General features: G+C 68.5%; 19 protein-coding genes. 8 read left to right on the top strand and 11 right to left on the bottom strand.

Going from position 1 to position 25509, the window contains the following annotated elements; translation table 11 throughout:
- Nucleotides 1–280 precede the first annotated feature (280 nt).
- From ACFWO8_RS31345 to ACFWO8_RS31325, 5 genes are all read left to right on the top strand, one after another.
- Nucleotides 281–640, top strand: a complete 360-nt coding sequence (locus tag ACFWO8_RS31345) for a hypothetical protein (protein WP_378972500.1) — start codon at nucleotides 281–283, stop codon at nucleotides 638–640.
- Nucleotides 641–857: 217 nt separating this feature from the next.
- Complete coding sequence (locus ACFWO8_RS31340) at nucleotides 858–1313, top strand: EXLDI protein (protein WP_378972495.1); 456 nt, start codon at nucleotides 858–860, stop codon at nucleotides 1311–1313.
- A gap of 29 nt (nucleotides 1314–1342) precedes the next feature.
- Nucleotides 1343–3517 carry an MMPL family transporter gene (locus ACFWO8_RS31335; RefSeq protein WP_378972491.1) on the top strand — a complete coding sequence of 725 codons (2175 nt, stop codon included), beginning with the start codon at nucleotides 1343–1345 and terminating at the stop codon, nucleotides 3515–3517.
- Nucleotides 3518–3586: 69 nt separating this feature from the next.
- The gene (gene ligD, locus ACFWO8_RS31330) at nucleotides 3587–4546 is read left to right on the top strand and encodes a non-homologous end-joining DNA ligase (protein ID WP_378972481.1); all 960 of its coding nucleotides are present in this window, start codon (nucleotides 3587–3589) and stop codon (nucleotides 4544–4546) included.
- Nucleotides 4547–4812: 266 nt separating this feature from the next.
- Nucleotides 4813–5763, top strand: coding sequence for a D-isomer specific 2-hydroxyacid dehydrogenase family protein (locus tag ACFWO8_RS31325; RefSeq protein WP_378972475.1), 951 nt, complete (start codon nucleotides 4813–4815; stop codon nucleotides 5761–5763).
- On the opposite strand, the gene ACFWO8_RS31320 is transcribed toward ACFWO8_RS31325, so the two are convergent.
- Together ACFWO8_RS31320 and ACFWO8_RS31315 are read right to left on the bottom strand one after the other, a co-directional pair.
- Nucleotides 5757–8765, bottom strand: a complete 3009-nt coding sequence (locus tag ACFWO8_RS31320) for an AAA family ATPase (RefSeq protein WP_378972472.1) — start codon at nucleotides 8763–8765, stop codon at nucleotides 5757–5759. The two genes, ACFWO8_RS31325 and ACFWO8_RS31320, sit on opposite strands and share 7 nt — an antisense overlap.
- A gap of 53 nt (nucleotides 8766–8818) precedes the next feature.
- Nucleotides 8819–9640, bottom strand: coding sequence for a DUF5602 domain-containing protein (locus tag ACFWO8_RS31315; protein ID WP_378972468.1), 822 nt, complete (start codon nucleotides 9638–9640; stop codon nucleotides 8819–8821).
- Nucleotides 9641–9834: 194 nt separating this feature from the next.
- Here ACFWO8_RS31315 and ACFWO8_RS31310 point away from each other — a divergent pair, with 194 nt between their 5' ends.
- The 3 genes from ACFWO8_RS31310 to ACFWO8_RS31300 are packed head-to-tail and all read left to right on the top strand — an operon-like array spanning nucleotide 9835 to nucleotide 12467.
- Nucleotides 9835–10566 (top strand): ESX secretion-associated protein EspG, encoded by a 732-nt coding sequence (locus ACFWO8_RS31310; protein WP_378972411.1) that lies wholly within the window; start codon nucleotides 9835–9837, stop codon nucleotides 10564–10566.
- A gap of 36 nt (nucleotides 10567–10602) precedes the next feature.
- Nucleotides 10603–10977: a hypothetical protein gene (locus tag ACFWO8_RS31305; protein WP_378972396.1), complete on the top strand. Its 375-nt coding sequence runs from the start codon at nucleotides 10603–10605 to the stop codon at nucleotides 10975–10977.
- Nucleotides 10974–12467: a hypothetical protein gene (locus tag ACFWO8_RS31300; protein ID WP_378972389.1), complete on the top strand. Its 1494-nt coding sequence runs from the start codon at nucleotides 10974–10976 to the stop codon at nucleotides 12465–12467. The genes ACFWO8_RS31305 and ACFWO8_RS31300 overlap by 4 nt, the downstream gene beginning before the upstream one ends.
- A gap of 282 nt (nucleotides 12468–12749) precedes the next feature.
- Here the strand turns inward: ACFWO8_RS31300 and proB are convergent, their stop codons facing one another.
- The 9 genes from proB to ACFWO8_RS31255 all read right to left on the bottom strand — a co-directional run bounded on the left by proB (nucleotide 12750) and on the right by ACFWO8_RS31255 (nucleotide 25287).
- Entirely contained in the window at nucleotides 12750–13865 is a 1116-nt protein-coding gene (gene proB, locus ACFWO8_RS31295) for a glutamate 5-kinase (RefSeq protein WP_378972383.1), read from the bottom strand.
- Between the two features lie 105 nt (nucleotides 13866–13970).
- On the bottom strand, nucleotides 13971–15434 hold the full coding sequence (obgE, locus tag ACFWO8_RS31290) for a GTPase ObgE (protein ID WP_378972372.1): 1464 nt from the start codon (nucleotides 15432–15434) through the stop codon (nucleotides 13971–13973).
- A gap of 122 nt (nucleotides 15435–15556) precedes the next feature.
- A complete protein-coding gene (gene rpmA / locus ACFWO8_RS31285; protein ID WP_056821498.1) occupies nucleotides 15557–15823 on the bottom strand; it encodes a 50S ribosomal protein L27 in 267 nt (88 codons plus the stop codon).
- Between the two features lie 24 nt (nucleotides 15824–15847).
- A complete protein-coding gene (rplU, locus tag ACFWO8_RS31280; RefSeq protein WP_194828727.1) occupies nucleotides 15848–16159 on the bottom strand; it encodes a 50S ribosomal protein L21 in 312 nt (103 codons plus the stop codon).
- Nucleotides 16160–16421: 262 nt separating this feature from the next.
- Entirely contained in the window at nucleotides 16422–19604 is a 3183-nt protein-coding gene (locus tag ACFWO8_RS31275; RefSeq protein WP_378972354.1) for a translation initiation factor IF-2 N-terminal domain-containing protein, read from the bottom strand.
- 534 nt (nucleotides 19605–20138) lie between these two features.
- On the bottom strand, nucleotides 20139–20555 hold the full coding sequence (gene ndk, locus ACFWO8_RS31270) for a nucleoside-diphosphate kinase (RefSeq protein ID WP_266298471.1): 417 nt from the start codon (nucleotides 20553–20555) through the stop codon (nucleotides 20139–20141).
- Between the two features lie 108 nt (nucleotides 20556–20663).
- On the bottom strand, nucleotides 20664–21059 hold the full coding sequence (locus ACFWO8_RS31265) for a DUF4233 domain-containing protein (RefSeq protein ID WP_378972345.1): 396 nt from the start codon (nucleotides 21057–21059) through the stop codon (nucleotides 20664–20666).
- Nucleotides 21060–21130: 71 nt separating this feature from the next.
- Nucleotides 21131–22501 (bottom strand): bifunctional folylpolyglutamate synthase/dihydrofolate synthase, encoded by a 1371-nt coding sequence (locus ACFWO8_RS31260; protein WP_378972524.1) that lies wholly within the window; start codon nucleotides 22499–22501, stop codon nucleotides 21131–21133.
- A gap of 107 nt (nucleotides 22502–22608) precedes the next feature.
- Nucleotides 22609–25287 carry a valine--tRNA ligase gene (locus tag ACFWO8_RS31255; RefSeq protein WP_378972339.1) on the bottom strand — a complete coding sequence of 893 codons (2679 nt, stop codon included), beginning with the start codon at nucleotides 25285–25287 and terminating at the stop codon, nucleotides 22609–22611.
- Nucleotides 25288–25509: the final 222 nt, after the last annotated feature.

Genomic DNA, 25509 nt, shown 5'->3' with positions numbered 1-25509 from the left:
GCGGCCACGAAGTGGCCGGTCCGCGGCCGGGTCGCCGGTTAGCGCTCGAAAGCGCTGCGCCGAAGGCGCTAGTCTCGAGCGCTAACCGGCGGCCCCTCAGGGCCACGGACACGCGCGCGCCAGCGCGCCAATAAACACAGCGTCAAACCTCCTGGGACTACCAACCCCCCGAATCCCCGACCCACCCCAAAAAACCCAACACGCCGCCCGGATTGTGTGCGCCCTCCACCACCAGTGCTTGAATGCGCCTATGACCAGGACCACATTTGCTCGAACCCTGATGGCCGTTGCCGCGGGCTGTGCGGCCGGATTCACCCTTTTGACCGTTCCCGCCCAGGCGTCGAACGAGAACCCCCTCGACTGCGCCGGCGTCCCCGGCGCCCAGGCCGCGGCCGACCGCGAGAGCGCCATCCGCGGCATCGCCATCACACCGTTGTGCTTCAGCGGCGGCCTCTACAGCGGCGTCCACGCCGGCATCCCACTGGCGGTGTTCAATCCGCTGACCATGCCGGGCACCGCGAGCGTGTGCGTCGCGGAGCGCGAAACCGTTGAGGCGGCAGCGAAATTCGAATGGACCGACCGGGTCCACGTGATGCCGATGTGCATTCAGAATCGGGCGTTCGGCGTCTACGAGCTGTAGTTCCACCCCGAACTGAGCGGTCCGCACGGAGTCGATCCGTGCGGACTTTTTTTGCCTCTTGCTCTATACGTATACATCTACTTATAGTGAGTCGGACGGAACGCACACAGTCACCGCACAACTGAACACAGACCCACGACGACGGCCCGAAACGAGGGGCACGCCGCTCGTACACCCATGCCCATATGCGCACTGCCTTATCGAATCGGAGCGATCGATGTCCACCGAACCCCTCCCCACGCACGACACCGACCTGGTTGCCGTTGACACCACCAAGCCAACCAGCCCCGACGCCGACGGCTTCGCCCCGATCATCGTCAAGGTCGGCCCCGGCGGCGGCCGCACCCAGCGCTTCACCGGCCGACAGGTCGGCGAATCGCGCCGGGCAACCCGCAAGGCCATCGAGACCGTCCGGGTCTACCTCACCCGCAAGGGCAACTTCCTGGTGCACAAGCAGACCGCCGCGTGGTCGGACTACAACGAGCTCGGCGACTGGACCGAGGACTGGAAGAACTGGCGCTCGATCCTCGGCAAGAGCGAGCAGAGCTGGGGCGACTACACCACCGAGGTGGTCGATTCGCTCGACGCACTGCGCCCACTGGTCTCGCCGAAGGTCCACCTGATGGTCGTCGACCGCGTCCAGCACCCGCGCAACCACGACCTCGACGTCTGACCCGCCAGGCCAGGAAAGGACCTACCACTATGTTCGCCGGACTGGGACGCGTCGTCGTCCACCATCCTTGGAAAGTGATCGGCCTGTGGGTGCTCGCGATCGTCGCCGTGTTGGCGACGGCACCGACGCTCACCGCGACGACCGATCAATCCGAGTTCCTGCCTTCGCATTACGAGTCGATCCAGGCGATGAAGTTGCAGGAGCGGGCATTTCCGCAGCATGCCGCACCCGCCGCCCTCATCGTGGTGGTCCGCGCGGACGGCGCGGCGCTGACCGACGCAGATTCGACGGCGGTCAGCGCGGCCGCCGCGGCACTGACCGCACGCAACATCAAGGGCGTCACCGGCATTCAGGTGACGCCACCGTCGGACAACCGTCTGGTCCAGGTCATCGCGGTGCAGATGACCAAACTGACCGACGCCGCCGACAAGACCCAAGGCGAGGCGGTGAAGAGCCTGCGCGAGCAGCTGACGGAACAGGTGCGTGACTCCGGGCTGAAGGCAGGCATCACCGGCACGGCGGCACAGACCCTCGATCAGACCGAAGAGGGTGAGAAGGGTATGGCGATCATCGGCATCGCGACGATCATCTTGATCTTGGTGCTGCTGCTGATCATCTTCCGCAGCCCGGTGATCGCCTTGCTGCCGGTGATCACCATCGGTGCGATCTCGAGCACCGTCAGCGGCCTGATCGCGATGGCCGCCAAGGCATTCGACCTCGATATCGACACCTCGATCAGCGCGATCCTGCTGGTGGTGCTGTTCGGTGTCGGCACCGACTACATCCTGTTCCTGATGTTCCGCTACCGGGAACGGCTGCGGGCGGGCGATGACCCGAAGACCGCGATGGTCAATGCCGTAGCCCGCGTCGGTGAGGCCATCACCTCGGCGGCGGCGGCCGTGATCATCGCGTTCATGGCACTGACACTGTCGAGCCTCGGGATGTTCCGGGCGATGGGTCCGGCGCTGGCGATCGCGGTCGCGGTGGCACTACTGGCCGGTCTCACGCTGGTGCCCGCGATCGTCTCGCTGCTCGGCACCAAGGTGTTCTGGCCGTCGAAGTCTTGGCAGGTCGAGCCGCGGGGTGCCAGATTCGGCGCGATCGGTGCGGCGATGGGCAGGCGGCCCGGCGTGTTCGCTGTCGCTTCCGGCGGCGTGCTGGTGGCCCTCGGGGTGTTCGCGATCGGCTTCAATCCGACCTTCGATCTGAGCTCGGGCTCCACCTCCGACGCCTCCGAGTCGGTGGTCTTCACCACCGAGTTGCTCAAGGGCATGCCCGCGGGCGCGACCCAGCCCTCCGATGTGCTGCTGCACTCGCCCGGCGGGCCGCTCGGCGATGACCAGCTCGCGGCCTACCGAACCGCGTTGACCCAGGTGGCGGGTGTCGGCCAGGTCGGACCCGCGCAGCTGTCGCCGGACCGGACGATCGCGAACTTCCAGGTGACGCTCGCCGACGCACCGGAATCCGACGCCGCGCTCGACACGGTGGCCGGTCCGCTGCGTGCGGTCGCGCATCAGGCGGCGCCCGCGGGGGCCACGGCGGCGGTCGGTGGCATGACCGCGGTGTTCGTGGACTTCAAGGACGCGATGAACCACGACTACGCGATCGTATTCCCGGTGGCCGCGATCCTGATCATGCTGGTACTGGCGCTGCTGCTGCGCAGTCTCGTCGCACCCTGGTACCTGATGGCCTCGGTGTTCCTCGGCTTCGCCGCGACCCTCGGCGCGACGGTGCTGGTGTTCCAGCAGATCCAGGGGGAGAACGGCCTGATCTTCACGCTGCCGGTGATCATGTACTTGTTCGTCGTCGCGTTGGGTACCGACTACAACATCCTGATGGTCGCCCGCTCGCGGGAAGAAGCCCGCGAGGGGCACACACCACGGGAAGCGGCGGCGCTGGCCGTGCGACACACGGGGCCGACGGTGGCCGCTGCCGGTCTCATCCTGGCGGGCACCTTCGCCTCGATGATGTTGGCGGGCAACAGCACTCTGTCGCAGATGGGCTTCGCCATCTCGGTGGGTATCGCGATCGCCGCGTTCGTGATGGCACTGTTCTTCACTCCCGCGGTGACCGCGCTCCTCGGGCGCCGCGCGTGGTGGCCCGGCCACGGTGGTGACAGTGACGAGGACAAGAAGTCGCGCTGGGCAGCGCACTCCTACGCCGAGAGCTACTACACGCCGCCGACGGAGCACAGCCGCTGGTAGCGAACAGACACACAACGACACAGGTCCGCTCCCCGTCGGGAGCGGACCTGCTCGTCTATCGTTGGGCGGGTGGCCAAGTCTGCGGCGCCCGCGGTCGAACTATCGGTGGGTGAGCACACGGTGCGGGTCAGCAATCCCGACCGGGTGTACTTTCCCGAGCTCGGCGTGACAAAGCTCGACTTGGCGCAGTACTACCTGAGCGTCGGGGACGGGATCGTCAACGCTGTGCGGGATCGGCCCTGCATGCTACACCGATTTCCCAAGGGACTACCCGGTGGAAAGGTGCACCAGAAGCGGGTGCCAGCGGGTGCGCCGGACTGGATTCCGACGGTGCGCGTACATTTTCCGCGCTACGGCAGGCATGCCGACGAGCTGTGCGTGCGTGAGCTCGCGGACGTGATCTGGGCTGTGCAGATGTCCACGGTGGAGTTCCATCCCTGGAATTCGCGGGCCTCGGATACCGAGTCGCCGGACGAATGGCGCATCGACCTCGATCCGATGCCGGACTGCCCGTGGTCGCGGGTGCGGCGGGTAGCCGGGGTGGTGCACGAGGTGCTCGACGAACTCGGAGCGGTCGGCTGGCCGAAGACCTCCGGTGGTTCCGGACTGCATGTGTACGTGCGGATCGCGCCGGAGTACGGGTTCGGGGAGGTCCGACGGGCGGCGCTCGCGTTCGCGCAGGAGGTGGAACGACGCGCGCCCGAGGACGTCACGACGGCCTGGTGGCGCAAGGACCGCGATCCCGCGCAGCTGTTCGTCGACTACAACCAGAACGCGCGCGACCACACCATCGCCGCCGCCTACTCCGTGCGGGGCGTACCGGAAGCGACCGTGTCGACCCCGGTTCGCTGGACCGAGATCGACGACATCGTGCCGCGCGACTTCACCATCGCGACCGTGCCCGCCCGCTACGCCGAGCTCGGCGACCTGCAGGCCGACATGGACAACACCGTCTTCGACATCGCACCCCTGCTGGAACTGGCCGATCGGCACGGCGTCGAGGAACTCGTCGACCTCGACGAAGAATGAGCCGTCCTGGACGACACCGCCGACGACTACACGAGACCGCGATGCGGCGGGCCGCCGACGGATGAGTGTCACGACCAGCCGACCAGCGTGTGCACCGGGACGAGAAACCATGGTGGAACGACGCGCGCTGGGGACGAGACTGGGAGGGTGCGGCGGCGCCGTCGATAGCGACCAGGAAGAATCAGAGTCCGGGACCGCGCGCGGTGCCGACGACAGCGCTCGAGCCGCAGTGCGGCGCAGAAAGCCGATCGACCCAGGAGGTCTCTGTGCAGGAATCCGCGACCACGATCGCGATCGCCCCGGACCAGCCGGCGCCGCGCTTGCTCGAGAAAGCGGTCGTCGGAGCGGGCGCTCGGGTCGGTGAGCTCGCGGAGGCCGACGCACTGATCTGGACCGGCAAACCCGGTGATTTTCCGGCGACCCTGCCGTCGTCGGTACGCTGGGCGCAGTTGCCCGCCGCGGGGATCGAGGACTTCTTCGACGCAGGCGTATTCACCGCGCACCCGGACGTGCTGTTCACCTCCGCCGCCGGGGCGTTCTCGCACAGTGTCGCCGAACACGCGCTGATGATGTTGCTGGCGGGTGTGCGGTATCTGCCCGAGCAGTTGCGGGCTACGTCGTGGCAGCAACGCGAGTTCTTCCCGCACATCGGGTCGTTGCGCGGCAAGACCGTGACGATCGTCGGCGCGGGTGGGATCGGGCGTGCGCTGATCCCGATGCTGGCCCCGCTGGGTGCCCATGTGATCGCGGTGAACCGGTCGGGACGCCCGGTGAGCGGTCATGGGATTCCCGCCGATGTCGAGACGGTGCCCACCGATCAGCTCGCACGGGTGTATTCGCATACCGATCATGTGGTGGTGGCGGCACCGGCGACGGCGCAGACCCGCCACCTCATCGGTGCCGACGAATTGGCCAGGCTCAAGCCGTCGTCGTGGGTGATCAATGTGGCCCGTGGCAGCCTGATCGACACCGACGCACTGGTGGACGCGCTGACCGGCGGGTTGATCGGTGGCGCCGGACTCGACGTCACCGACCCGGAACCACTGCCCGACGGGCACCCACTGTGGACCTTGCCGAACGCGATCATCACCCCGCACGATTCGAACCCACCGCAGCTGCGGTTGGCGGCGTTCGCCGATCATGTCGGCGCGAACGTGGCGCGGTTCGTCACGGGTGAGCCGTTGGAGGCGATGATCGACACCTCCCGGGGTTACTGAGGGATCCGACTGCTCACCCAGGCGGCGATCTGGCTGCGTTTGGCGAAGCCGAGCTTGGTGAGAATGTGCTGAACGTGGTTCTGCGCGGTGCGGTCGGAAAGTACAAGAGCCGCGGCGATTTCGTGGTTGGTCAGGCCGCGTGCGACCAGGTCGGCCACCTCGCGTTCGCGTGGTGTCAGTGCGGCGCAGGTGATCTCGTGCGCGGCCACCACGCGTAGCCGATGGGTCCACGGGGGCATGGCGAGGGAGATCGCCGTCGGCAATGCCCTTTTCGCGAGGGCGACCGCGGCGGCGGTGTCGCGGTGCAGCAACAGCAGCTCGGCGAGTTCGCACTCGGCCTCGACGGCGAACCCGGGGGCGCCGATCATGCGCGCGGTCTGCGCGGCACCGGCGAGTTCGATGCGGGCGACGTCCGAATCACCGAGTGCCACAGCGAATTTGCCCAACCAGAGCTCGACCGGGCCGAGGTAGTTGGCATTGCCGCCGCCGGTGACGTGCATGCCACGGTATCGACCGAGTTGCTCGCGGAAGTACGCGACGTCGTCGCCGATGCGCAGCGCTGCGGCGATCGCCCCACCGACCGCGAGCACATTGAGCCGGAAATACGGCGGCACCGACCATTTCTGGGGCGGCCCGAGATTGCGATAGAGCGGTTCGGCTTCGGCACTCAGCCCGCTGTCCATCATCGGGAACGCGGTGCCGAGCGCGGCGAGCAGCAGGTTGCTCACCGGTCCGCGCGTCACCGCAGCGGCCGCCGTCAGCACCTCGCGGCGATGGCCGCGATGGTGTCCGACGACGCCGAGCAACGCCCGGTAAGCCCCCTCCCCCGCCGGATGCCCGAGTGTTGTCGCGAGCTCGTGTGCCTGTCCGGCCAGGTCGAGCGCATCGTCGAATTCGGCGTGCGCCTGAGCCGACGCGGCCTGCGCGACGAGCAGGCGCCAGCGCGACATCGGTCCGCCGGTCCGCTCGGAACACCAACTCAGACAGGCCAATTCGCCGGTGATCACACTCAGATCACCCTGCTCCCACAGTGCGTCGATGCGCCACAACCTGCCCCACATCTCCACGGCGGGATCACGCGCACGCTCGCCCGCTTCGATCATCCGGGTGGCCAGTACCCGGTGCTCGTCGCGGTGCTCGGGTCCGCTGCAGGCGAGCCGACGGGCGCGCAGCGCGGCAGCCAAGACGACGGGATCATCACTGCGGTCGGCGGATTGCATTGCGGCCCTGCTGGATTCATCGACACCGTCGAGATTGCCGAGGTGAACCGCCGCCTCGGTGGCGCGGGCGAGCAACCGGGCCCGCAACGACTCGGGGAGCGCGTCGGCGGGCGGCGCGCCGCTCAGCCCGTCGGCGGGCGTGCCGTCGGGCGGGTGATCAGCCGCTGACGCCACGGCCCGAGCGCCAGCCGCCAACGCCTCGTCTCGGGCGCGGGCCGCCAGCGCTTCGTCCCGGGGGCAGGCCGCCCGCGCTTCATCCCGGACACCGGCCGCCCGCGCTTCATCCCGGACACCGGCCGCCCGCGCTTCATCCCGGACACCGGCCGCCCGCGCTTCATCCCGGACACCGGCCGCCAGCGCTTCGGCACAGGCATCGGCGATGTCGCGATCCCAGCTTCGGTCGCCGATCGGCTCGAGCACCAGCGCGGCCTCGGCAAGCAAGACGACAGCCTCAGGTCTGCGGTGCGGAGGTCCGGCGTGACATGCGGCGCGCGCTATCGCTTGTGCTGCGAGGAAATCCGACTTCGCCGAGTTCAGGACGCCGGCACGCGCGGCTGCTGCGGCGCGTTGCAGCAGCAGGCCGCCCCTGGCGACCGGGTCGAGGTCGGCCGCGTGGGTCAAGGCCAACCCGTAGAGCCGGACGGCTTCCTCGAAAGCCAGTTCCCGCAACGCGACGTCCGCCGCGCGGCGCGCCCAGCGGACCGCGGGCTCAGGGGCTCCGCCCACCGCGGCATTGGCCCAATGCCAGGCCAGCGCCGCCGAATTCGCCTCCACCGCATCGGGATACAGCTCCTCGATACCCAGCGCCGCGCGTTGATGCAGCAGCACACGCCGCTGTAGCGACAACCCGTCGAGCAGGGCGGCGCGCACGAGGGCATGGGTGAAACGCACCGTACCCGGCTCATCGGCGGCGGCCAGCAGACCCGCATCGATCGCCTCGTCGACCGCGCCGAGACAGTCCGGCACCGAACGTTCGACGAGCCGGGCGGCGACCGCGATCGTGAACCGCTCGCCCAAGATCGACGCGGCGCGGAGCAACTCCTGCGCCGATGCCGAGCGGGGTGTCATCCGGCCGCGCACCACCTCGCGCAAGCTGGTGGGCAGGCGCAGCGCGTCATCGGTGGATCCGCGCAGGGAACGGCCTAGTTCGCGCAGGTAGAAGGGGTTGCCCGCGGTCATGTCGAAGGCCTCGCCGGCCAACTGGTCGGGGAGGTCACGGCCCGCCTCGATCCGCAAACAGTGCGCGGAGTCGGTGGGCGAGAGTCCGCGCAGGGGCAGCGAGCCTGCGACCGGTTCGCGCAGGAGGTCGGGTTTGATGGTGGTCCAGCCGGTGCCCGCGGTGCCGCAACATTCGGTGGCACACACCATGATTCGGCGCTCGCGCAACGCACGCACCACATAGAGCAGCGCTTGCAGCGATGGCTCGTCGGCCCAATGGATGTCGTCGACGACCAGCAGGACGCCGCCGGTGGCACCGTCGAGGCCCGCGGCGAACCCGTCGAACAGGGCGACGCGGTCGGCGCCGGGGGCAGGCGTGCTGGTGCCGAGCGCCTGGTGCCAGAGCCAGAACGGTGGGGTGTCGGGCAGTTCGAGGGCACGGGCCCACAGGGTGCGCACTCCGTCGCGCCGCGCGCGCACGGTCAGTTCGGCGACGAGGCTGGTCTTGCCGACGCCCGCCTCGCCGGAACAGATCACCAGTTGCGGCGCGCCGTGCACCGCGTCGTCGAGCCGACCCAGCAGATCGGCCAGTTCGCCGTCACGTCCGATCAACTCGGTCGCCACACCTCACCTCCGAGTATCAGAGCATACTCGCAGGTGAGGGGCTATAACAGGGGCTATGAGGCGGTGCGCTCGGTCAGGCCGCCGACCGATACTACGTACTCCTTCGCTTGATCGTCGAAGTTGATCGAATAGGTGGTCGGATAGCGGGTCGAGTGCTGGTAGGCCTGGGGTTGGGTGATGTCGCCGGTGAACGAGGGCTTGGTGAGCAGCCAGTCCCTGGTGAACATCGGTTCGGTGAAGATGTACTGGCCGTCCCACGCGCCGTTGATCAGGGTCTGAGTGAACTCGAACTGGCCCGGAACCACCGGTTTCGTGCCGTCGACCCAATGCACGCCCATCGCGGGCACCGCCTGCACCTCGATCGGCTCGGGCAGGGTGGTGAAACCGGTCGGCATGTACTTCAGGTCGGGCTTGACGCCCGCCTTGGCGAGGAACTGCGGGTCCTGCGGGTTGATCGCCTGCACCGCGGCATCGTCGATGAAGTAGAAGTGCGTGTCGAAATGGGATTTGTCGAAGATGCCGATCGGTGGGTGGCCGTGCGGGACCCAGTCGAAGGTGAGGTGGTTGATCACCGTGCCCTCGGCTTCCGCCGGGAGGGCCAGGCCGGGGCTGGCCGGTGGCGGGCCCTCTGGCATCGTGGCGGGCATCGGCAGCCCTTCCAGCGCCGACTCCTGGATACGCAGACCGAGTTCGGTGGGATGGCCGTCCTTGTCGGTGGTCACGTAGGTGCGGATCTGGCCGTTGCCCATGGATCGTTCGTCGCCGTAATAGGTCTTCGGGCCGGAATCGTCGCTACACGCGGCCGCGGAGGCGAGGACGAGCGCGGCCGCCAGCGCCGTCGTGAGTATTCGCGCGCGCCGCCTGATATCGGACATGACCGCTCCCTTCGACGGGGTCAGTCCTGAACGTAGAAGGGTTTGCCGACCCGAGCGTCCGCCGAAATACTCATCTGAGGTACTCATCAGCGGCAAAAGTTTCCATTCGGAGGTATGGGCATGATCGGCACGCCGGAATCGGACACCGCGGGTTAGGCTGTCCCCGTCCTGGTTCGGTAAGGATGGGATCGGCAATGGGATGGACCTTCACCGCTGACGAATTCGCGCACGTCTGGCGGGAATCGGGTCAGGACCGCATGCCGTTTCCGCTGCGCGTGCTCGAGTCACCGCACACCGAGAACGACGCGGCCCGATTGCGCGCGGGGCTGCACGATCGACTACCCGGGGGCGACCCCGACCTCGCCGCCTGCCTGCGGATCATCGCCGAACCGCACGCCAGAGTCGTACTGGTCGGCGGCGCCCATACCCCCGGCAGCGAAATCCGGCTACTCGCCTGCGCGGTCTACGACCATGCCGTGCTGGTAGTGCAAGATCCGAGTACCCGGCCCGATTACGGTGGCAGCGTGCGTGTTTCGATCGGGCATACCGCGGGGATCGGCGCCCGCGTGGCGGCCTGTCTGCCCGATACCCCGCCCGGACGCGAACCCGCGCGCGAGGCCGCGACCGACGCGGTACGCGACGAGGAAACCGTGCTCGCGACCCATCCCGCGGTGCCGCGTATCCAGCGGTTATTGCGCAGGCCGCATACCGCCGAGGGCCACATTCGGATCGAGACCGGGCTCGACCGTCCGGTGCCGAGCCCGCCGGTGCACTACAGCTGGATCGACGTGGCCAACGATGGTCGATACCTGCTGCGCGCGGGTGAAACCGTGCACGTGGTGCCCGCGTCCACTGGGCAACTCGCCGCGCAGTTACAGCGCAGGTTGGTGCCGGCGCACAGTTCGCACAGCAGAAGGTCCGGCTAACCTGGACTCCACCGCATCATCTGGAGGGGAGACGCGATGACGATCGAGAGCAGCAGAGCCGAGATCTCCCGGTTCCGCAGCGCCGCCGCGGCGGGGACACTGACATTCGACCCCGATGCCGCGCGCCGGTGCGCCGACCTGTACGAACAGCAGGCCGAGCACCTCGCTCAGTTGCGGCAGGGGCTCGAGAACGCTGCCGAGGCGGCGGGGTTCGGTGGGTTCGTCTCCGCCCAGCAGTTACAGGCGGGCTTCGCGCACAAGGCACGCGACGCCGCCGAACTGCTCGACCGCTACATCGAGGCGGCCTACCGGATGAAAGAGGCGTTCCTGCTCAGCGCGGGCCTCTACGAGGAAGCCGATGCCGCCGCGGCCGCCGCCCTGCGCGCCGTCGATACGAGGGTGCGCGGATGAGCACCGACCCGACCTACGTCAGTGCGATGGAACATTTCGAATCCATGCCGCACGAACAGATCTACACGCGTGCCCAGCAGATCGACGCCGGTGCCATTCTCGGCGCGTCGATGACCTGGCTGGAGACCGCCGCTACCCTCACCACCTCGATGCCGCTCACCAAATCCGGCGCCGACCGGGTGATCAACGACACCGGCTGGTCCGGTACCGCCGCCGACGCCGCCGCGGCGAGTACCCGCAGCTTCGCCGCATCCATCGACGAACTCGCGGTGGTGATGGCCGAAGTCGGCGCCCGCCTCGGCGGTGTCGCCGCGGCCGCCGAAGCCGTGAAGCTGGCCGTTGTCGCGCCGGGCGGGTCGGGCCCGATCGGGGCGATCGCCCGCCTGCTGGAGAGCGCGCAGGTGATCGACGCGCAGATGGCGGCCGAGGCGCTGCGCCAGGAAGCCGTGCTGGCGATGAACATGATCTACAAGCCGGCGTATTCGCTTGCCGGAAGCGGTGTCCCAGCGTTGCCCACCGCACCAGGGGAAACGGAATCGCCCGCGGGCAGCGGTGGTTCACCCGCACCGGGCAACGGGTCGACGCCGAGCCCTGGCACGGACCCCTCCGCGCCACAGGGCAATTCGCCGGAATCGCCACAGGCCCCGGAATCCGGCTCGGCTCCCGGTGACGCTCCGGCTCCCGGCGCAACTGTGACGCCGGGCGAAGACCCCGCACCCCGGACGCCCGCACCGGCGGAAAGCCCTGCGCCCCAAGGCCAGGGCTCTACTCCACAGTCTCCGACACCGGAGACACCCGCGCCAACTACCGAAGCGCCCGCGCCGACTTCCGAAGCGCCCGCCCCCACACCCGAGCAGCCTGCACCGCCCACTCAGGCGCCTGCGCCAACTACCGAACCGCCTGCGCCGTCCACTGAAGCGCCCGCGCCGACTTCCGAAGCGCCCGCCCCCGCTCCCGAACCGCCTGCGCCGTCCACTGAAGCTCCTGCACCGTCGACCGAACCGCCCGCCCCGCAGAGCCAGGGGCCGACGAGTTCGCCCAGCGACGTACCCACTCCCCCGCCCTCGCTTCCGAATCAGGCACCGACACAGCAGGATTCGAACCCACCTGCACCGAAGCCGCCGACCGCAGAGAATCCGCAGCCGGCGCAAACCCCCGCGCCGGCCTCGGAACAACCCGCGCCACCACCGGTCTCGACGTCACCGCAGCCGCTTGTCACCGAGCCGGCGCCGCCGCACGTCCCGGAACCACCCGCACAGCCGAACGTCCCCACGCCGACCGCGGAGCAACCAGCCTCCCCGGCACCACCCGGCCGCCAAGCGCCACAACCACTTCCGCTGCCCGGCATGCCCGACATGTCCGACCCAGGCGGACAGCCCGGTGTCACCGGCCCGGTTCCCGGGGCAGACGTGTCGCCGTCGCAGCCCGCCACACCGAAGGCACCACCGCCGGAAACCGATCAGCCGGGCGTCGTGCCGCCACAGCGGTAAATCCGCCATGACCGCACTCCCAACCCCCACCCGCGACCCATAGGGAGCGACGGCCACGAAGTGGCCGGTCCGCGGCCGGGTCGCCGGTTAGCGCTCGAAAGCGCTGAGCCGAAGGCTCTAGTCTCGAGCGCTAACCGGCGGCCCCTCAGGGCCGCGGACACGCGCGCGCCAGCGCGCCAATAAACACAGCGTCAAACCTCCTGGGACTACTCAAACCCCGGTCATCTCTTCACGACCCGCGCCTGCCGACCGCGGACAGCCCAAACGAACAGAAGTCCCTGTTCAGACCTTGACCAGATCGTCCGCGTGAATCACCGGACGTTGCATGGTGTCGGGAAGGTCGATGGTGGACCGCCCGAGCATGGAAGCAAGTTCGGTGCTGTCGTATTCGACGACGCCCCGGGCGACGACCTCGCCGTCAGGACCGACCAGGTCCACCACATCGCCGCCGAAGAACCGGCCGCGGATCTCGGTGATGCCCGCAGCCAGTAGGGAGTGCCGTTGAGCTACCGCGTCAACAGCGCCCGCATCGAGCAGGACCGCACCGCGGGGATCGGCGGCATGGCGAACCCAGAACTTACGACCGGACAGGCGAATCGGGCGCGCGGCGAAGGCCGTGCCCACGGCCCCGTCGGTGAGCGCGGACGAGGCGTCGGCAGCCGAGGCCAGCAGGACCGGAATGCCCGCGTCGGCAGCCAGCCGGGCGGCGGAGAGTTTGGAGGCCATGCCGCCGGTGCCGAGCGCGCCACCGCTGCCCGCGATGACGCCGTCGAGGTCGGCGCTGCCGCGCACCTCGGGGATGAAGTTGGCGGCGCCCTTACGCGGGTCACCGTCATAGAGGCCCGCCACATCCGACAGCAGGATCAGCGCTTCGGCGCCCACCAGATGCGCCACCAGGGCGGCGAGGCGGTCGTTGTCGCCGAAGCGGATCTCCTCGGTGGCGACCGTGTCGTTCTCGTTCACCACGGCGATCGCGCCGAGCGAACGCAACCGGTCGAGGGTGCGCTGGGCGTTGCGGTGATGCTCGCGACGGGCGAAATCGTCGGCGGAGAGCAGGATCTGGCCGACGGTACGGTCGTAGCGGGCGAACGAGGTACCCCAGGCGTGGGCGAGAGCCAGCTGGCCGACGCTGGCCGCGGCCTGCTTCGTCGCCAGGTCCTTGGGCCGCTTCGACAGGCCGAGCGGCGCGAGTCCCGCTCCGATCGCGCCCGAGGACACGACCACCACATCCGAACCGGCCCGCATCCGCGCTTCGACCGCGTCGGCCAGCAGATCGAGCCGACCGGTATCGAGCCCGCCTTCGAGGCTGGTCAACGCCGACGAACCGATCTTCACCACGACGGTGCGCGCCGACACGATCGCCGCGCGTCCCTGACTCAGCTTCGAACCCACCTGCATCGTTGCACTCCCTGCACCACGATCACCGAGCTAACCGGAACCATCGCAGTATGCCGATCGAACGGCCGTGCCCGACAGCGAATTTCGCCGGGCACGACCCCACTCTCACTCTTTTCGTTCGCCGTTTTCGTCGAGCAGACCACGTCGCGCCTGCGAGGCGAGCTTGCGCTCGGCCGCACCGATGCGGTCGTTGGTCTCGAGCCGGAGGTCGGTACCGCGGCCGGTCGGCTGCATATCGACACCCGCCGAGATCATCGGCTCCCATTCGAAGGTGACGCCGGCGATGGTGACCGGGCAACCCGGCTGGGCACCCTGCTTGACCAGCGCGGCTTCGACACCGAGTCGAGCCAACCGGTCGGCCAGGTAGCCGACGGCCTCGTCGTTGTTGAAATCGGTCTGCCGGATCCAGCGCTCGGGGCGAGTGCCGCGCACGATGAAACCACCGGGCTCGTTCGGATCGGCGATGACGCTGAAACCGGTCTCGTCGGTCGCGATCGGGCGGATGATGGTGCGCTTGGGCGCGGCCTTGGGGTGCGCTTCGCGGTACTGGCGGACCATGTCGGCCAGCGCGAAGGTCAACGGGCGCAGGCCGGCACGGCTCACCGCGGAGATCTCGAACACCGGCCAGCCACGTTCGGCGAACTCGGCCGACACCATCTCGGCGAGTTCGGCAGCGTCGGGCACGTCGGTCTTGTTGAGGATCACCACGCGCGGCCGGTCGGCCAGGTCACCCAGGCTGGCGTCACCTGACAGTGCAGGCTTGTAAGCGGCGAGTTCGGCTTCCAGCGCGTCGACATCGGAGACCGGGTCGCGACCGGGCTCGAGTGTCGCGCAGTCGACGACGTGGGCGAGCACCGCGCAGCGTTCCAGGTGGCGCAGGAAGTCCAGGCCGAGACCGCGGCCTTCGCTGGCACCGGGGATCAGGCCGGGCACATCGGCGACGGTGAAGGTGGTGTCACCGGAGAGCACGACGCCGAGGTTCGGGACGAGCGTGGTGAACGGGTAGTCGGCGATCTTGGGCTTGGCGGCGGACAGCACCGAGACCAGCGACGACTTGCCCGCCGACGGGAACCCGACCAGGCCGACATCGGCGACCGACTTCAGTTCGAGAACGAGATCGAGCTCTTCGCCCTCTTCACCGAGCAGCGCGAAACCGGGCGCCTTGCGCGCCTTCGACGCCAGCGAGGCATTACCGAGGCCACCACGGCCGCCACGGGCGATGATGAACCGGTTGCCCACGCCGACGAGGTCGACGACGACCTTGCCGTCGCCATCGACGACCACGGTGCCGTCGGGCACGGCGAGCACCAGATCGCCGCCGTTCTTGCCTTCGCGATTACTGCCCTCGCCCGGCTTGCCGTTGCCCGCCTTGGCGTTGGGGTGGAAATGGAAATCGAGCAGGGTGTGGACGTTGGCGTCGACCTCGAGGATCACGTCACCGCCGTTACCGCCATTGCCGCCGTCGGGCCCGCCCAGCGGCTTGAACTTCTCACGATGCACCGAGGCGCAACCGTGTCCACCTCTACCGGCACGAACATGCAGCACGACGCGGTCGATGAATTTGGACATGGGTTGATCCTCCTCCTTCTGACTGGTCGTTTGCGGTAAGGGGTGGGGAGAACACGACAGAGCGGATCAGGGAATCAACCCTGACCCGCTCTGGTGTCTGTGGGGAGCGAAGCTCCAGGCGGTCAGGCCTGGACCGGCTCCGGTACGACGATGTTGACGGTCTTGCGGCCACGCTTGGTGCCGAACTCGACCGCGCCCGCCTCGAGGGCGAACAGCGTGTCGTCGCCACCACGGCCGACGTTCACGCCCGGGTGGAAGTGGGTTCCACGCTGACGGACCAGGATCTCGCCCGCGCTGACCTTCTGGCCGCCGAAACGCTTCACGCCGAGGCGCTGGGCGTTCGAATCGCGGCCGTTCCGGGAGCTGGATGCGCCCTTCTTATGTGCCATTGCTTCGTCTCCTCGGGAAAATTCTTACTTGATGCCGGTGACCTTGATGACCGTCAGCGGCTGACGGTGACCCTGGCGCTTGTGGTAGCCGGTCTTGTTCTTGAACTTGTGGATCCGGATCTTCGGGCCCTTGGTCTGGTCGATGACCTCAGCGGCCACGGAGATCTTGGCCAGCTTGTCGGCGTCGGTGGTCAGATCGGTGCCGTCGACGACGAGAACCGGGGTCAGCGCCACGGCGGTGCCGACGGGACCCTCGATCTTCTCGACCTTCACCAGGTCACCGACCGCGACCTTGTACTGCTTTCCGCCGGTCTTGACGATTGCGTACGCTGCCATCGGTCGGCTTCCTCCACTCACATTGGTCCTGCACATGTCCACGCCGCAGCTGCGACGCGTATTACTGGGCTCATCCCCGCAAGAGCGGGGGAAGAACGTTTGCTGCCTGCGGTATACACCCGGCCTGTTCGGCCAGATGCTCAATCACTGGGCAGCGACCGACCTAGGTTACCAGAGCGGTATCCACTCCCCCAATTCGGCCGGTCAGGGCCCGAATCGAGGCTTGCGTGCGCGGAGGGGATCCGCGCACGCAAGCGTCGGGCTACTTCGATTCGGCGGCCGGAGCGCCCGCGGGACGACCCACGGCGCGACGACGCGGCTTGCGTTCCGGGACGATGACCGGCTCCGCGGCGAAGTCGACGACAGCCGCTGCGGGCGGCTGCTCGTTCGCCGACAGCACGAACACGGCTCCCGCGCTGTCCGGTGCGGGTGCTGCCGTCGACCGGGCTACGCGACGCCTACGAGGCGCCCGCGGTGCGGGTTCCTCGGCGGCCGGAGCCGGTTCGGACGTCTCGGGCTGTGGCGTCTCGACGACCGCGGCCGGTTCGGGCTGCGCGGTCTCGGCGACAGCGGCATCGGCAGGCGCCGAGCTCACCACTTCCTCCTCGACCTCGGCGGCCTCGGGCTCTGCCTCGCCGGCGATGACCCCGGTGAGCGGACCCTCGGTGCTCGGCTCGGTATTCGCGGCAGCGGCACCGCGACCCGATCGGCGCGACCGAGACCGTGAGCGCGACCTGGTCGGCTCGGCGGGCGCTTCCTCGACGACCTCGGTGCGCTCGTCGGTCTGCTCGTCGTCGTGATGACCTGCCATCGCGAGCACCACCGGGTGGGCCCGCTTGACCGCGATGTCCTCCTCGGCGTGTTCGGCGGCAGGCGCGGTGCCATTGGTCGCCGGTGCGGCGGTGGTGGTGGCGGGCTTGTCGCGGTCCTTGCCGCGGCGACGGCGCGAACCGCCCTCCTTCGCCCTCGGTTCTTCGACGCCCGACCCGGAATCCACCGGGTAGGAGTGCACGAGGATGCCGCGACCGTGGCAGTGCTCACAGGTGGTGGAGAACGCCTCGACCAGTCCGGTGCCCAGCTTCTTGCGGGTCATCTGGACCAGGCCCAGCGAGGTGACCTCCGATACCTGGTGGCGGGTGCGGTCGCGGCCGAGCGCCTCGGTGAGACGACGCAGCACCAGGTCACGGTTGGACTCGAGGACCATGTCGATGAAGTCGACGACGATCATGCCGCCGATATCGCGCAGCCGCATCTGGCGCACGATCTCTTCGGCCGCTTCCAGGTTGTTCTTGGTGACGGTCTCTTCGAGGTTCGACGAGCCCGAGCCGGTGAACTTGCCGGTGTTGACGTCGACGACGGTCATCGCCTCGGTGCGGTCGATCACCAGGGTGCCGCCCGAGGGCAGCCACACCTTGCGATCGAGAGCCTTGGCCAGCTGCTCGTCGATCCGGAACGTGTCGAACACGTCGACACCGTTGTTCTCGTGCCGGTTGACCCGCGGTAGCAGGTCGGGCGCCACGGTGCGGACGTAGGTCTCGACGGTGCTCCACGCGCGGTCACCCTCGATGACCAGCTTGGCGAAGTCCTCGTTGAACAGGTCGCGGATGACCTTGACCAGCATGTCGGGCTCTTCGTAGAGCGCCTTCGGTGCGTTGGTCTCCTTGGCGGCGGCCTCTTCGATGGTGCGCCAGGCGGCCTGCAGTCGCTCGACGTCGCGAGCCAGTTCGGGCTCGCTGACACCCTCGGACGCGGTCCGGATGATCACCCCGGCGTCGGACGGGACGATCTCGCGCAGAATCTCCTTGAGCCGCTTGCGCTCGGTGTCGGGCAGCTTGCGGCTGATCCCGGTGGAGGTGCCACCCGGCACGTACACCAGGAAGCGACCGGCCAGGGAGATCTGGGTGGTCAGGCGGGCGCCCTTGTGACCGACCGGGTCCTTGGACACCTGCACCAGCACCTGATCGCCGGGCTTGAGCGCCTGCTCGATCTTGCGCTCACGACCACCGAGACCGGCGGCTTCCCAGTTCACCTCACCGGCGTAGAGCACACCGTTGCGGCCGCGGCCGATGTCGATGAACGCGGCTTCCATGCTGGGCAGCACGTTCTGCACCTTGCCGAGGTAGACATTGCCCACCATCGACGCCTGACCGGAACTGGTCACGAAGTGCTCGACGAGGATGTTGTCCTCCAGGACCGCCACCTGCGTGGTGGTCTGGTGGCCCGGCGCGTGTTCGGCGGGGTCGAACGACTTCTCGCGCACGACCATCACCCGGTCGACCGCCTCGCGGCGGGCCAGGAACTCCGACTCGGTCAGGATCGGCGGACGGCGACGCCCGGCCTCCCGACCGTCACGGCGACGCTGACGCTTGGCCTCCAGGCGGGTGGAGCCCGAAATGCCCTGTACTTCGTCGGGGTTGGTCGAGCTGGAACGGCCGCGGCTCTTGTTGCGGGGCTCGCGCTCGTGCACGACAGTGTTCGGCGGATCGTCCTCGGTCGCCGCCTCGGCGTCGGCGGACTCGCCACCGACCTTGCGACGACGGCGACGACGGCGACGACGGCTCGCGCCATCGGAGGATCCGTCTTCGTCCTCGGTCTCGGCTTCGGTGTCTTCGGCCTGTTCGGCCTCGTCGGTGACCTGCTCGGCCTGCTGCTCGGCCTCGTCGGTGTCGTCGTCTTCGGTGTCGGACTCGTTGTCCTCGCCGTCGGCGGACTGCTCGCCACGGCCACGGCCACGGCCACGGCGGCCACGGCGACGGCGGCGCGGCTGGCCGTCGGCGTCGTGGTCACCGGACTGATCGGCGGACTCGTCCTCGACCTCGGCTTCGAGCTCCTCGGCCTTCGGCGCGACAGGCTCTTCGACCGGCGCGGCGGCGGGCTCTTCGGTCCGCTTGGGAGTCCGCTCGGCCCGACGGCGCTTGCGGGCTTCCTCGGCGGCGGTGGCATCCGGCGGGAGGAACAACGGCATGCCCACAGACGCGGGCGCCTCGAAGGTCACCGGCTCGGCCTGCACGGGGGTTTCGGACACCCGGTGGGTGAACAGATCGGTATGCGCGTCCTCGCGCATCGTGGCGAACACCTCGTCGGTGCGCGCGACGTGATGCGCGGAGAACAGCGACGCGGGCGCCGCTGACGTGTCGGCCGGCTGCTCGGCGACGGGTGTGGACGCGGCGCGTTTCTTCGCGCGCGTCGTGGGTGCGGGTGCGGTGGCTTCGTCGGGGGCGCCGGGTTCGGCGTCAGCGGCGGCGATCGCGTCGCGCACCGTTTCGGCGACCGAGCGGTCGACATTGGATTGAACGCTGCGCGCCTCGGCGCCCAGCTCGGCCAGTTTGGCCAGGATGCGTTTGCTGGTCACTCCCAACCGTTTGGCCAGTGCATGAACTCGAATTCGCTCCGGCAATTGATCGGCATCCTGTTGTGTTGTGTCCAGCGGCTCTTTTTCGGCCACGAAGTCTCCTCGGGCCCCCGGGCGCGTCCTTCCCCGGTACGGGAGTGACGCGGCCGACGCGGGGGCATCGTCCGTGCACCTCGTACCCGATGGTACGAGGGTCATCTGGTCTCGCCCCGCGTGTCCGGTCGCACCTTGATCGATCGTCTGGCGCGCCAACCGGTCACACGGCGCCTGGCTGTACGGCGTGGCACCGCGCTTTCGAGCGCTCATCCAGCGTGCCTGCGCGGGCAACCCCAGCAACAGGGTTGTCCGTGGCAGCGATGATCGGCATCAACCGCGGTGTCATCCGGTCATGTCCGCCGCCGCGTCACGTACCTGCGCGACAGGTCGGCGTCGAACACATCCGTAGTCAGTATCCCATACGGTTCGCGCGGGGATCGCCATCGGCGCAACTCACGCGAACTCCGCCCCGCTCACGGCTGTCGTTTCAGCGGCGGATCCAGCGAGCGAGGGTGACCCGGCCGAGCGGAGTTCGATACCGCCTGACCGGGTGTCCGACTATCTCTCTCGCGCTGGGCGAGGCGAGGCGGGTCAGGCGGGAAATTCGGGGAACCAGAGGGCGATCTCGCGCTTGGCGGACTCGGGCGAGTCGGATCCGTGGACCAGGTTGAACTGGGTCTCCAGGCCGAAGTCGCCGCGAATGGTGCCGGGCACGGCCTTCTCCACCGGGTCGGTGCCACCGGCGAGCTGACGGAACGCCGCGATCGCGCGCGGGCCTTCGAGCACGGCCGCGACGACCGGGCCGGAGGTGATGAATTCGATGAGCGAACCGAAGAAGGGCCGCTCGGCATGTTCGGCGTAGTGCTCGGCCGCGAGTTCCGCGGACACGTTCTTCAGCTCCAGCGCCTGGAAGGTGAGGCCCTTGCGCTCGATGCGCGCCAGGATCTCGCCGGTGAGGCCTCGGGAGACACCGTCCGGCTTGATGAGTACCAACGTCTGCTCAGTCACCGGGTAACCCTAGCGTCGCCCGGGTCAGTACGCCGATCGGGCCCTCGAGCCGTCAGGACTTCGTCTGGGTTCGCTGGCTGGGGAGCAAGCCTGCGTACCCGGCAACCGTCAGGGCTTCGTCTGGGTTCGCTGGCTGGGGAGTAGGCCTGCGTCCATGCGTCGCTGGACGTCCGAGCGCAGGATCAGGATGAATGCCCATACCGCGATGAACACCACCGCGATCACACCGATCGACAGGTGGATGAACGTGCCTGCGAGCAGCAACACCTGCAGACCCATGTTGAACGGGATCGCCCACGACTTGCGCTGCACACCCGCGCCCAGGATCATCAGCAGCGAGAGCACCACCAGATAGGTCCCGGACAACCAGGTGACACCGCCGCCGACATCGGCGACCACCGGCAGCGCCAGCAGGACCACGATCGCCTCGAGAACCAACGTCCCCGCCATGACCCCGCGCAACCCCTTCCAGGGATCGTTGGCGGGAGGAGGCACTTCACTCATGCTGTGTCCATTCGGCGTGCTCGGGCGGCCTCCGTGGTCACGCTCCGCTTCCTCCTCCGGCCGCTGACCGTTCACGCCGGAGCCTTTCCGAACAGGGCGCGCGCCGCACCCGCGGTGACGACCGACCCGGTGACGATCACGCCCGCACCCGAGATCACGTCGCCTTCGTCACCGGCCTGCTCGGCCAGCGCGATCGCCGACTCCAGCGCGTCGGGCAGCGTGTCGGCGGTGATCACTCGTTCATCGCCGAACCGCTGCACGGCCAGGTCGGCCAGTGTGTCCACATCCATGGCTCGCGGTGAACCGTTGCTGGTGACGACGATTTCGTCGAAGACCGGTTCGAGCGCGTCGAGAATCCCGGCCGCGTCCTTGTCGGCGAGCACCGCGACCACCCCGACCAGCTTGCGGAAGTCGAACTCGCCGGTGAGCGTCGCGGCCAGCGCCTGCGCACCCGCCGGGTTGTGGGCGGCGTCGACGAAGATGGTCGGCGCGTTGCGCATCCGTTCCATCCGCCCCGGGCTGGCTACTGTCGCGAAACCGGTGCGCACGGCCTCGATATCGAGCTGGCGATCCGCGCCGGCGCCGAAGAACGCCTCAACGGCGGCCAGCGCCAGCGACGCGTTGCGAGCCTGGTGCTCGCCGTGCAGCGGCAGGAAGATCTCGTCGTAGACACCGCCGAGTCCCTGCAGGGTCAGCAGCTGTCCGCCGACGGCGACGGCCCGTTCCAGCACCCGGAACTCCGCGCCCTCGCGCGCCACCGCGGCGTCCTCGGCGACGGCCCGGCGCAGCAGCACATCCATCACCTCGGGCTCCTGCTCGGCGATCACCGCGACGGTATCGGTCGGGATCAGCGCCTCGGGGGCGCGCTTGATGATCCCGGCCTTCTCCTTGGCGATCGACTCGAGGTCGGGACCGAGGTATTCGGTGTGGTCGAGGCCGATCGGGGTGATCACCGCGACCTGGGCGTGGATCACATTGGTGGCGTCCCAGGTGCCGCCCATGCCGGTTTCCACGACGGCCACGTCGACCGGTGCCTCGGCGAACGCGGCGTAGGCCATGCCGGTGAGCACCTCGAACTTGCTCATCGCCGGGCCGCCGGATTCGGCGGAGCGCTGGTCGATCATGCCGATATACGGTGCGAGCTCGTGATAGGTCGCCACGTAGTCGGCCGGCGAGATCGGCGCGTTGTCGATGCTGATCCGCTCGGTCGCCAGCTGCAGGTGCGGGCTGGTGATCCGGCCGGTGCGCCGGTGCAGCGCGGTGAGCAGAGCGTCGATCATCCTGGTCACCGAGGTCTTGCCGTTGGTGCCCGCGATATGGATGGCCGGATAGTTGTTCTGCGGGTTACCCAGCAGATCCATCAGGGTGGCGATCCTGGTGAGCGACGGCTCGATCTTGGTTTCGGGCCAGCGCTTGTCGAGTTCGGCCTCTACCAGGGCCATTTCGGCGAGGTCGACCGGCGACGGCCCGGTGCCGATCGGGGCCGCGTGGTAGTCGCTGCCGCCGAAGTCGGCGTCTTCGGGGTCGAGGTCACCGGGGCCCAGGTCGCTCACTTGGCGCTCAGCTCCGCCAGGCGGGCGCCGATGCGCGTGACTTCGGCCGCGGCCACCTCACGTCGCCCGGTGATCTTGTCGACGACCGGCTGCGGCGCCTTGGCCAGGAAGGCCTCGTTGCCGAGTTTGGCCGTGGTGGTGTCGAGGTCCTTCTGCGCGGCCGCGAGATCCTTTTCCAGCCTGCGGCGTTCGGCGTCGAGGTCGATCGCGCCGGAGGTGTCGAGCTGCACGGTGACGGTCGCGTTCGACAGCCGGACCTGCACCTCGGCGGTGGTGGCGAAGTCGTCGCCCGGTTCGGTGAGGCGGGCCAGGTTGGCCACCGAGTCGGCGAACCCGCCGAGCCCGGCCTCGTCGATCCCGACGAGGGTGGCCTTCACCTTCTGCTTGTCGGCCAGCCCCTGGTCGCCGCGGAACCGGCGGATCTCGGTGATCAGCCGCTGCGTATCGGCCACTCGCTGGGCGGCGACTTCGTCGGTCGCGATGCCACTGGCCTGCGGCCACGCGGCGATCACCACCGATTCGCCGCCGGTGAGCGCCTTCCACAGGGTCTCGGTGACGAACGGGATCACCGGGTGCAGCAGGCGGAGCACCGCGTCGAGCACGCTGCCGAGCACCACCGCGGTGCTCTCGGCGCGCGCGTCGGATTCGGCGAACTGCACCTTGGACAGCTCCAGGTACCAGTCGCACAGCTCGTCCCACGCGAAGTGGTAGAGCGCCTCGCAGGCCTTGCCGAATTCGTAGGCGTCGAAGGCGGTGTCGACCTCGGCGCGGACCTCGTCGAGCCGGTCGATGATCCAGCGGTCGGCGTCGGTGAGAGTCTCGCGCGGGGGCAGCTCGCCGATGCGCGCGCCGTTCATCAGCGCGAACTTGGTGGCGTTGAACAGCTTGGTGACGAAGCTGCGCGAGGCCAGCGCGTGCGCGTCGCCGACGGAGAGATCGCCGCCGGGCTGGGCGCCGCGGGCCAGGGTGAAGCGCAGTGCGTCGGCGCCGTAGGAGTTGATCCAGTCGAGCGGGTCGATGCCGTTGCCGCGCGACTTCGACATCTTCTTGCCGTGCTGGTCGCGGATCAGTCCGTGCAGGAACACATCCTGGAAGGGCACCTGCTCGCGTCCGCTCTTCCCGGCGGTGAGCACCGGGTCGTCGCTGACGTACATGCCGAACATCATCATCCTGGCGACCCAGAAGAAAATGATGTCGTAGCCGGTGACGAGCGCGCTGGTGGGATAGAACTTCGCCAGCTCGGGGGTGGCGTCGGGCCAGCCCATCGTGGAGAACGGCCACAGGCCCGAGGAGAACCAGGTGTCGAGCACATCGGGGTCCTGCACCCAGCCCTCTGGCGCTTCCTCGCCGGGGCCCAGGCACACCATCTCGCCCTCGGGGCCGTACCAGATCGGGATGCGGTGTCCCCACCACAGCTGACGCGAGATGCACCAGTCGTGCATGTTGTCGACCCAGTCGAACCAGCGCGGTTCCTGGCTGGCCGGGTGGATCTTCACATCGCCTTCACGCACGGCGTCCCCGGCGGCCTTGGCCAGGGTGTCGACCTTGACCCACCACTGCATCGACAGGCGCGGCTCGACCGGCTCGCCGGAGCGCTCCGAGTGACCGACCTGGTGCTTGTAGGGGAACTTGCGGCCGACGATGCGACCTTCGGCCTCGAGCCGCTCGCGGATCTTGACGCGGGCCTCGAAACGGTCCATGCCGTCGAATTCGGTGCCGCTGTCGGCGATCCGGCCCGTCTTGTCCATGATCGTCGGCATCGGCAGACCGTGGCGCAGGCCGAGTTCGAAGTCGTTGGGGTCGTGTGCCGGGGTGATCTTCACTGCGCCGGAACCGAATTCGGGGTCGACGTAGTCGTCGGCGACGATCGGGATCTGGCGGCCGGTGATCGGGTGGTAGAGCGTGGTGCCGATCAACGCCTGGTAGCGCTCGTCGTCGGGGTGCACCGCCACCGCGGTGTCGCCGAGCATCGTCTCCACGCGGGTGGTGGCAACGACGACGTGCGGTTCGTCGTCGTTCAGCGAACCGAATCGCATGCTCACGAGCTCGCCGTCGACCTCCTTGTGGTCCACCTCGAGGTCGGAGATACCGGTCTGCAGCACCGGCGACCAGTTCACCAGTCGCTCCGCGCGGTAGATCAGCCCCGAGTCGTAGAGCCGCTTGAAGATCGTCTGCACCGCGCGCGAGAGACCGTCGTCCATGGTGAAGCGGTCGCGGCTCCAGTCGACGCCGTCACCGAGGCGACGCATTTGCCCCTGGATCTGCCCGCCGGACTCGCGCTTCCAGTCCCACACCTTGTCGATGAACAGCTCACGCCCGAAGTCCTCCTTGGACTTCCCGTCGACGGCGAGCTGCTTCTCCACCACCGTCTGCGTCGCGATACCGGCGTGGTCCATGCCCGGCAGCCACAGCACCTCGTAGCCCTGCATCCGCTTGCGGCGGGTGAGCAGGTCCATGATCGTGTGGTCGAGCGCGTGGCCCATGTGCAGGGTGCCGGTGACGTTCGGCGGCGGCAGCACGATCGAGTACGGCGGCTTGTCCGAGGAGGCGTCGGCGGCGAAGTACCCGGCGTTTACCCAGCCCTCGTACAGGTCGGCCTCTACCTCGCTGGGGTTCCAGCTCTTGGGCAGGGCATCGGCACGATTACGCGAGTTGTCAGGGGCTGCGCTGGTCACGTCCCAATCCTAAGGGGAGGCGGCAACCAGCTTTTTCCCGCCTACCCCAGCACAAAAAAAGACGGAATCTTCGGTGGATGAGGGACACCGAAGACTCCGTCTACACCAGTGATCCTACCGGCGATCAACCCCACCGAGCAGAATCCATATGGAATTCTCAGCTTCGCCTCGCGCTGGTCGGCAAGGCCTGTGACGCGCCATGACGACACGCGGAAACCCTTG

The organism is Nocardia sp. NPDC058480 (assembly GCF_042720495.1).
Taxonomy (GTDB): domain Bacteria; phylum Actinomycetota; class Actinomycetes; order Mycobacteriales; family Mycobacteriaceae; genus Nocardia.
The sequence above is the reverse complement of the archived record's forward strand: the minus strand, read 5'-3'. Positions and strand labels throughout refer to the sequence as shown.

What these genes read in the sequence shown, in the direction of transcription:
- ACFWO8_RS31345 (WP_378972500.1), top strand. Translation starts at nt 281, where the DNA reads ATGGCCGTTGCCGCGGGCTGTGCGGCCGGATTCACCCTTTTGACCGTT.
- ACFWO8_RS31260 (WP_378972524.1), bottom strand. Translation starts at nt 22,501, where the DNA reads ATGGCCCTGGTAGAGGCCGAACTCGACAAGCGCTGGCCCGAAACCAAG.
- rplU (WP_194828727.1), bottom strand. Translation starts at nt 16,159, where the DNA reads ATGGCAGCGTACGCAATCGTCAAGACCGGCGGAAAGCAGTACAAGGTC.
- ACFWO8_RS31310 (WP_378972411.1), top strand. Translation starts at nt 9,835, where the DNA reads ATGGGATGGACCTTCACCGCTGACGAATTCGCGCACGTCTGGCGGGAA.
- ACFWO8_RS31335 (WP_378972491.1), top strand. Translation starts at nt 1,343, where the DNA reads ATGTTCGCCGGACTGGGACGCGTCGTCGTCCACCATCCTTGGAAAGTG.
- obgE (WP_378972372.1), bottom strand. Translation starts at nt 15,434, where the DNA reads ATGTCCAAATTCATCGACCGCGTCGTGCTGCATGTTCGTGCCGGTAGA.
- rpmA (WP_056821498.1), bottom strand. Translation starts at nt 15,823, where the DNA reads ATGGCACATAAGAAGGGCGCATCCAGCTCCCGGAACGGCCGCGATTCG.
- ACFWO8_RS31305 (WP_378972396.1), top strand. Translation starts at nt 10,603, where the DNA reads ATGACGATCGAGAGCAGCAGAGCCGAGATCTCCCGGTTCCGCAGCGCC.
- proB (WP_378972383.1), bottom strand. Translation starts at nt 13,865, where the DNA reads ATGCAGGTGGGTTCGAAGCTGAGTCAGGGACGCGCGGCGATCGTGTCG.
- ACFWO8_RS31265 (WP_378972345.1), bottom strand. Translation starts at nt 21,059, where the DNA reads ATGAGTGAAGTGCCTCCTCCCGCCAACGATCCCTGGAAGGGGTTGCGC.
- ACFWO8_RS31340 (WP_378972495.1), top strand. Translation starts at nt 858, where the DNA reads ATGTCCACCGAACCCCTCCCCACGCACGACACCGACCTGGTTGCCGTT.
- ACFWO8_RS31315 (WP_378972468.1), bottom strand. Translation starts at nt 9,640, where the DNA reads ATGTCCGATATCAGGCGGCGCGCGCGAATACTCACGACGGCGCTGGCG.
- ACFWO8_RS31300 (WP_378972389.1), top strand. Translation starts at nt 10,974, where the DNA reads ATGAGCACCGACCCGACCTACGTCAGTGCGATGGAACATTTCGAATCC.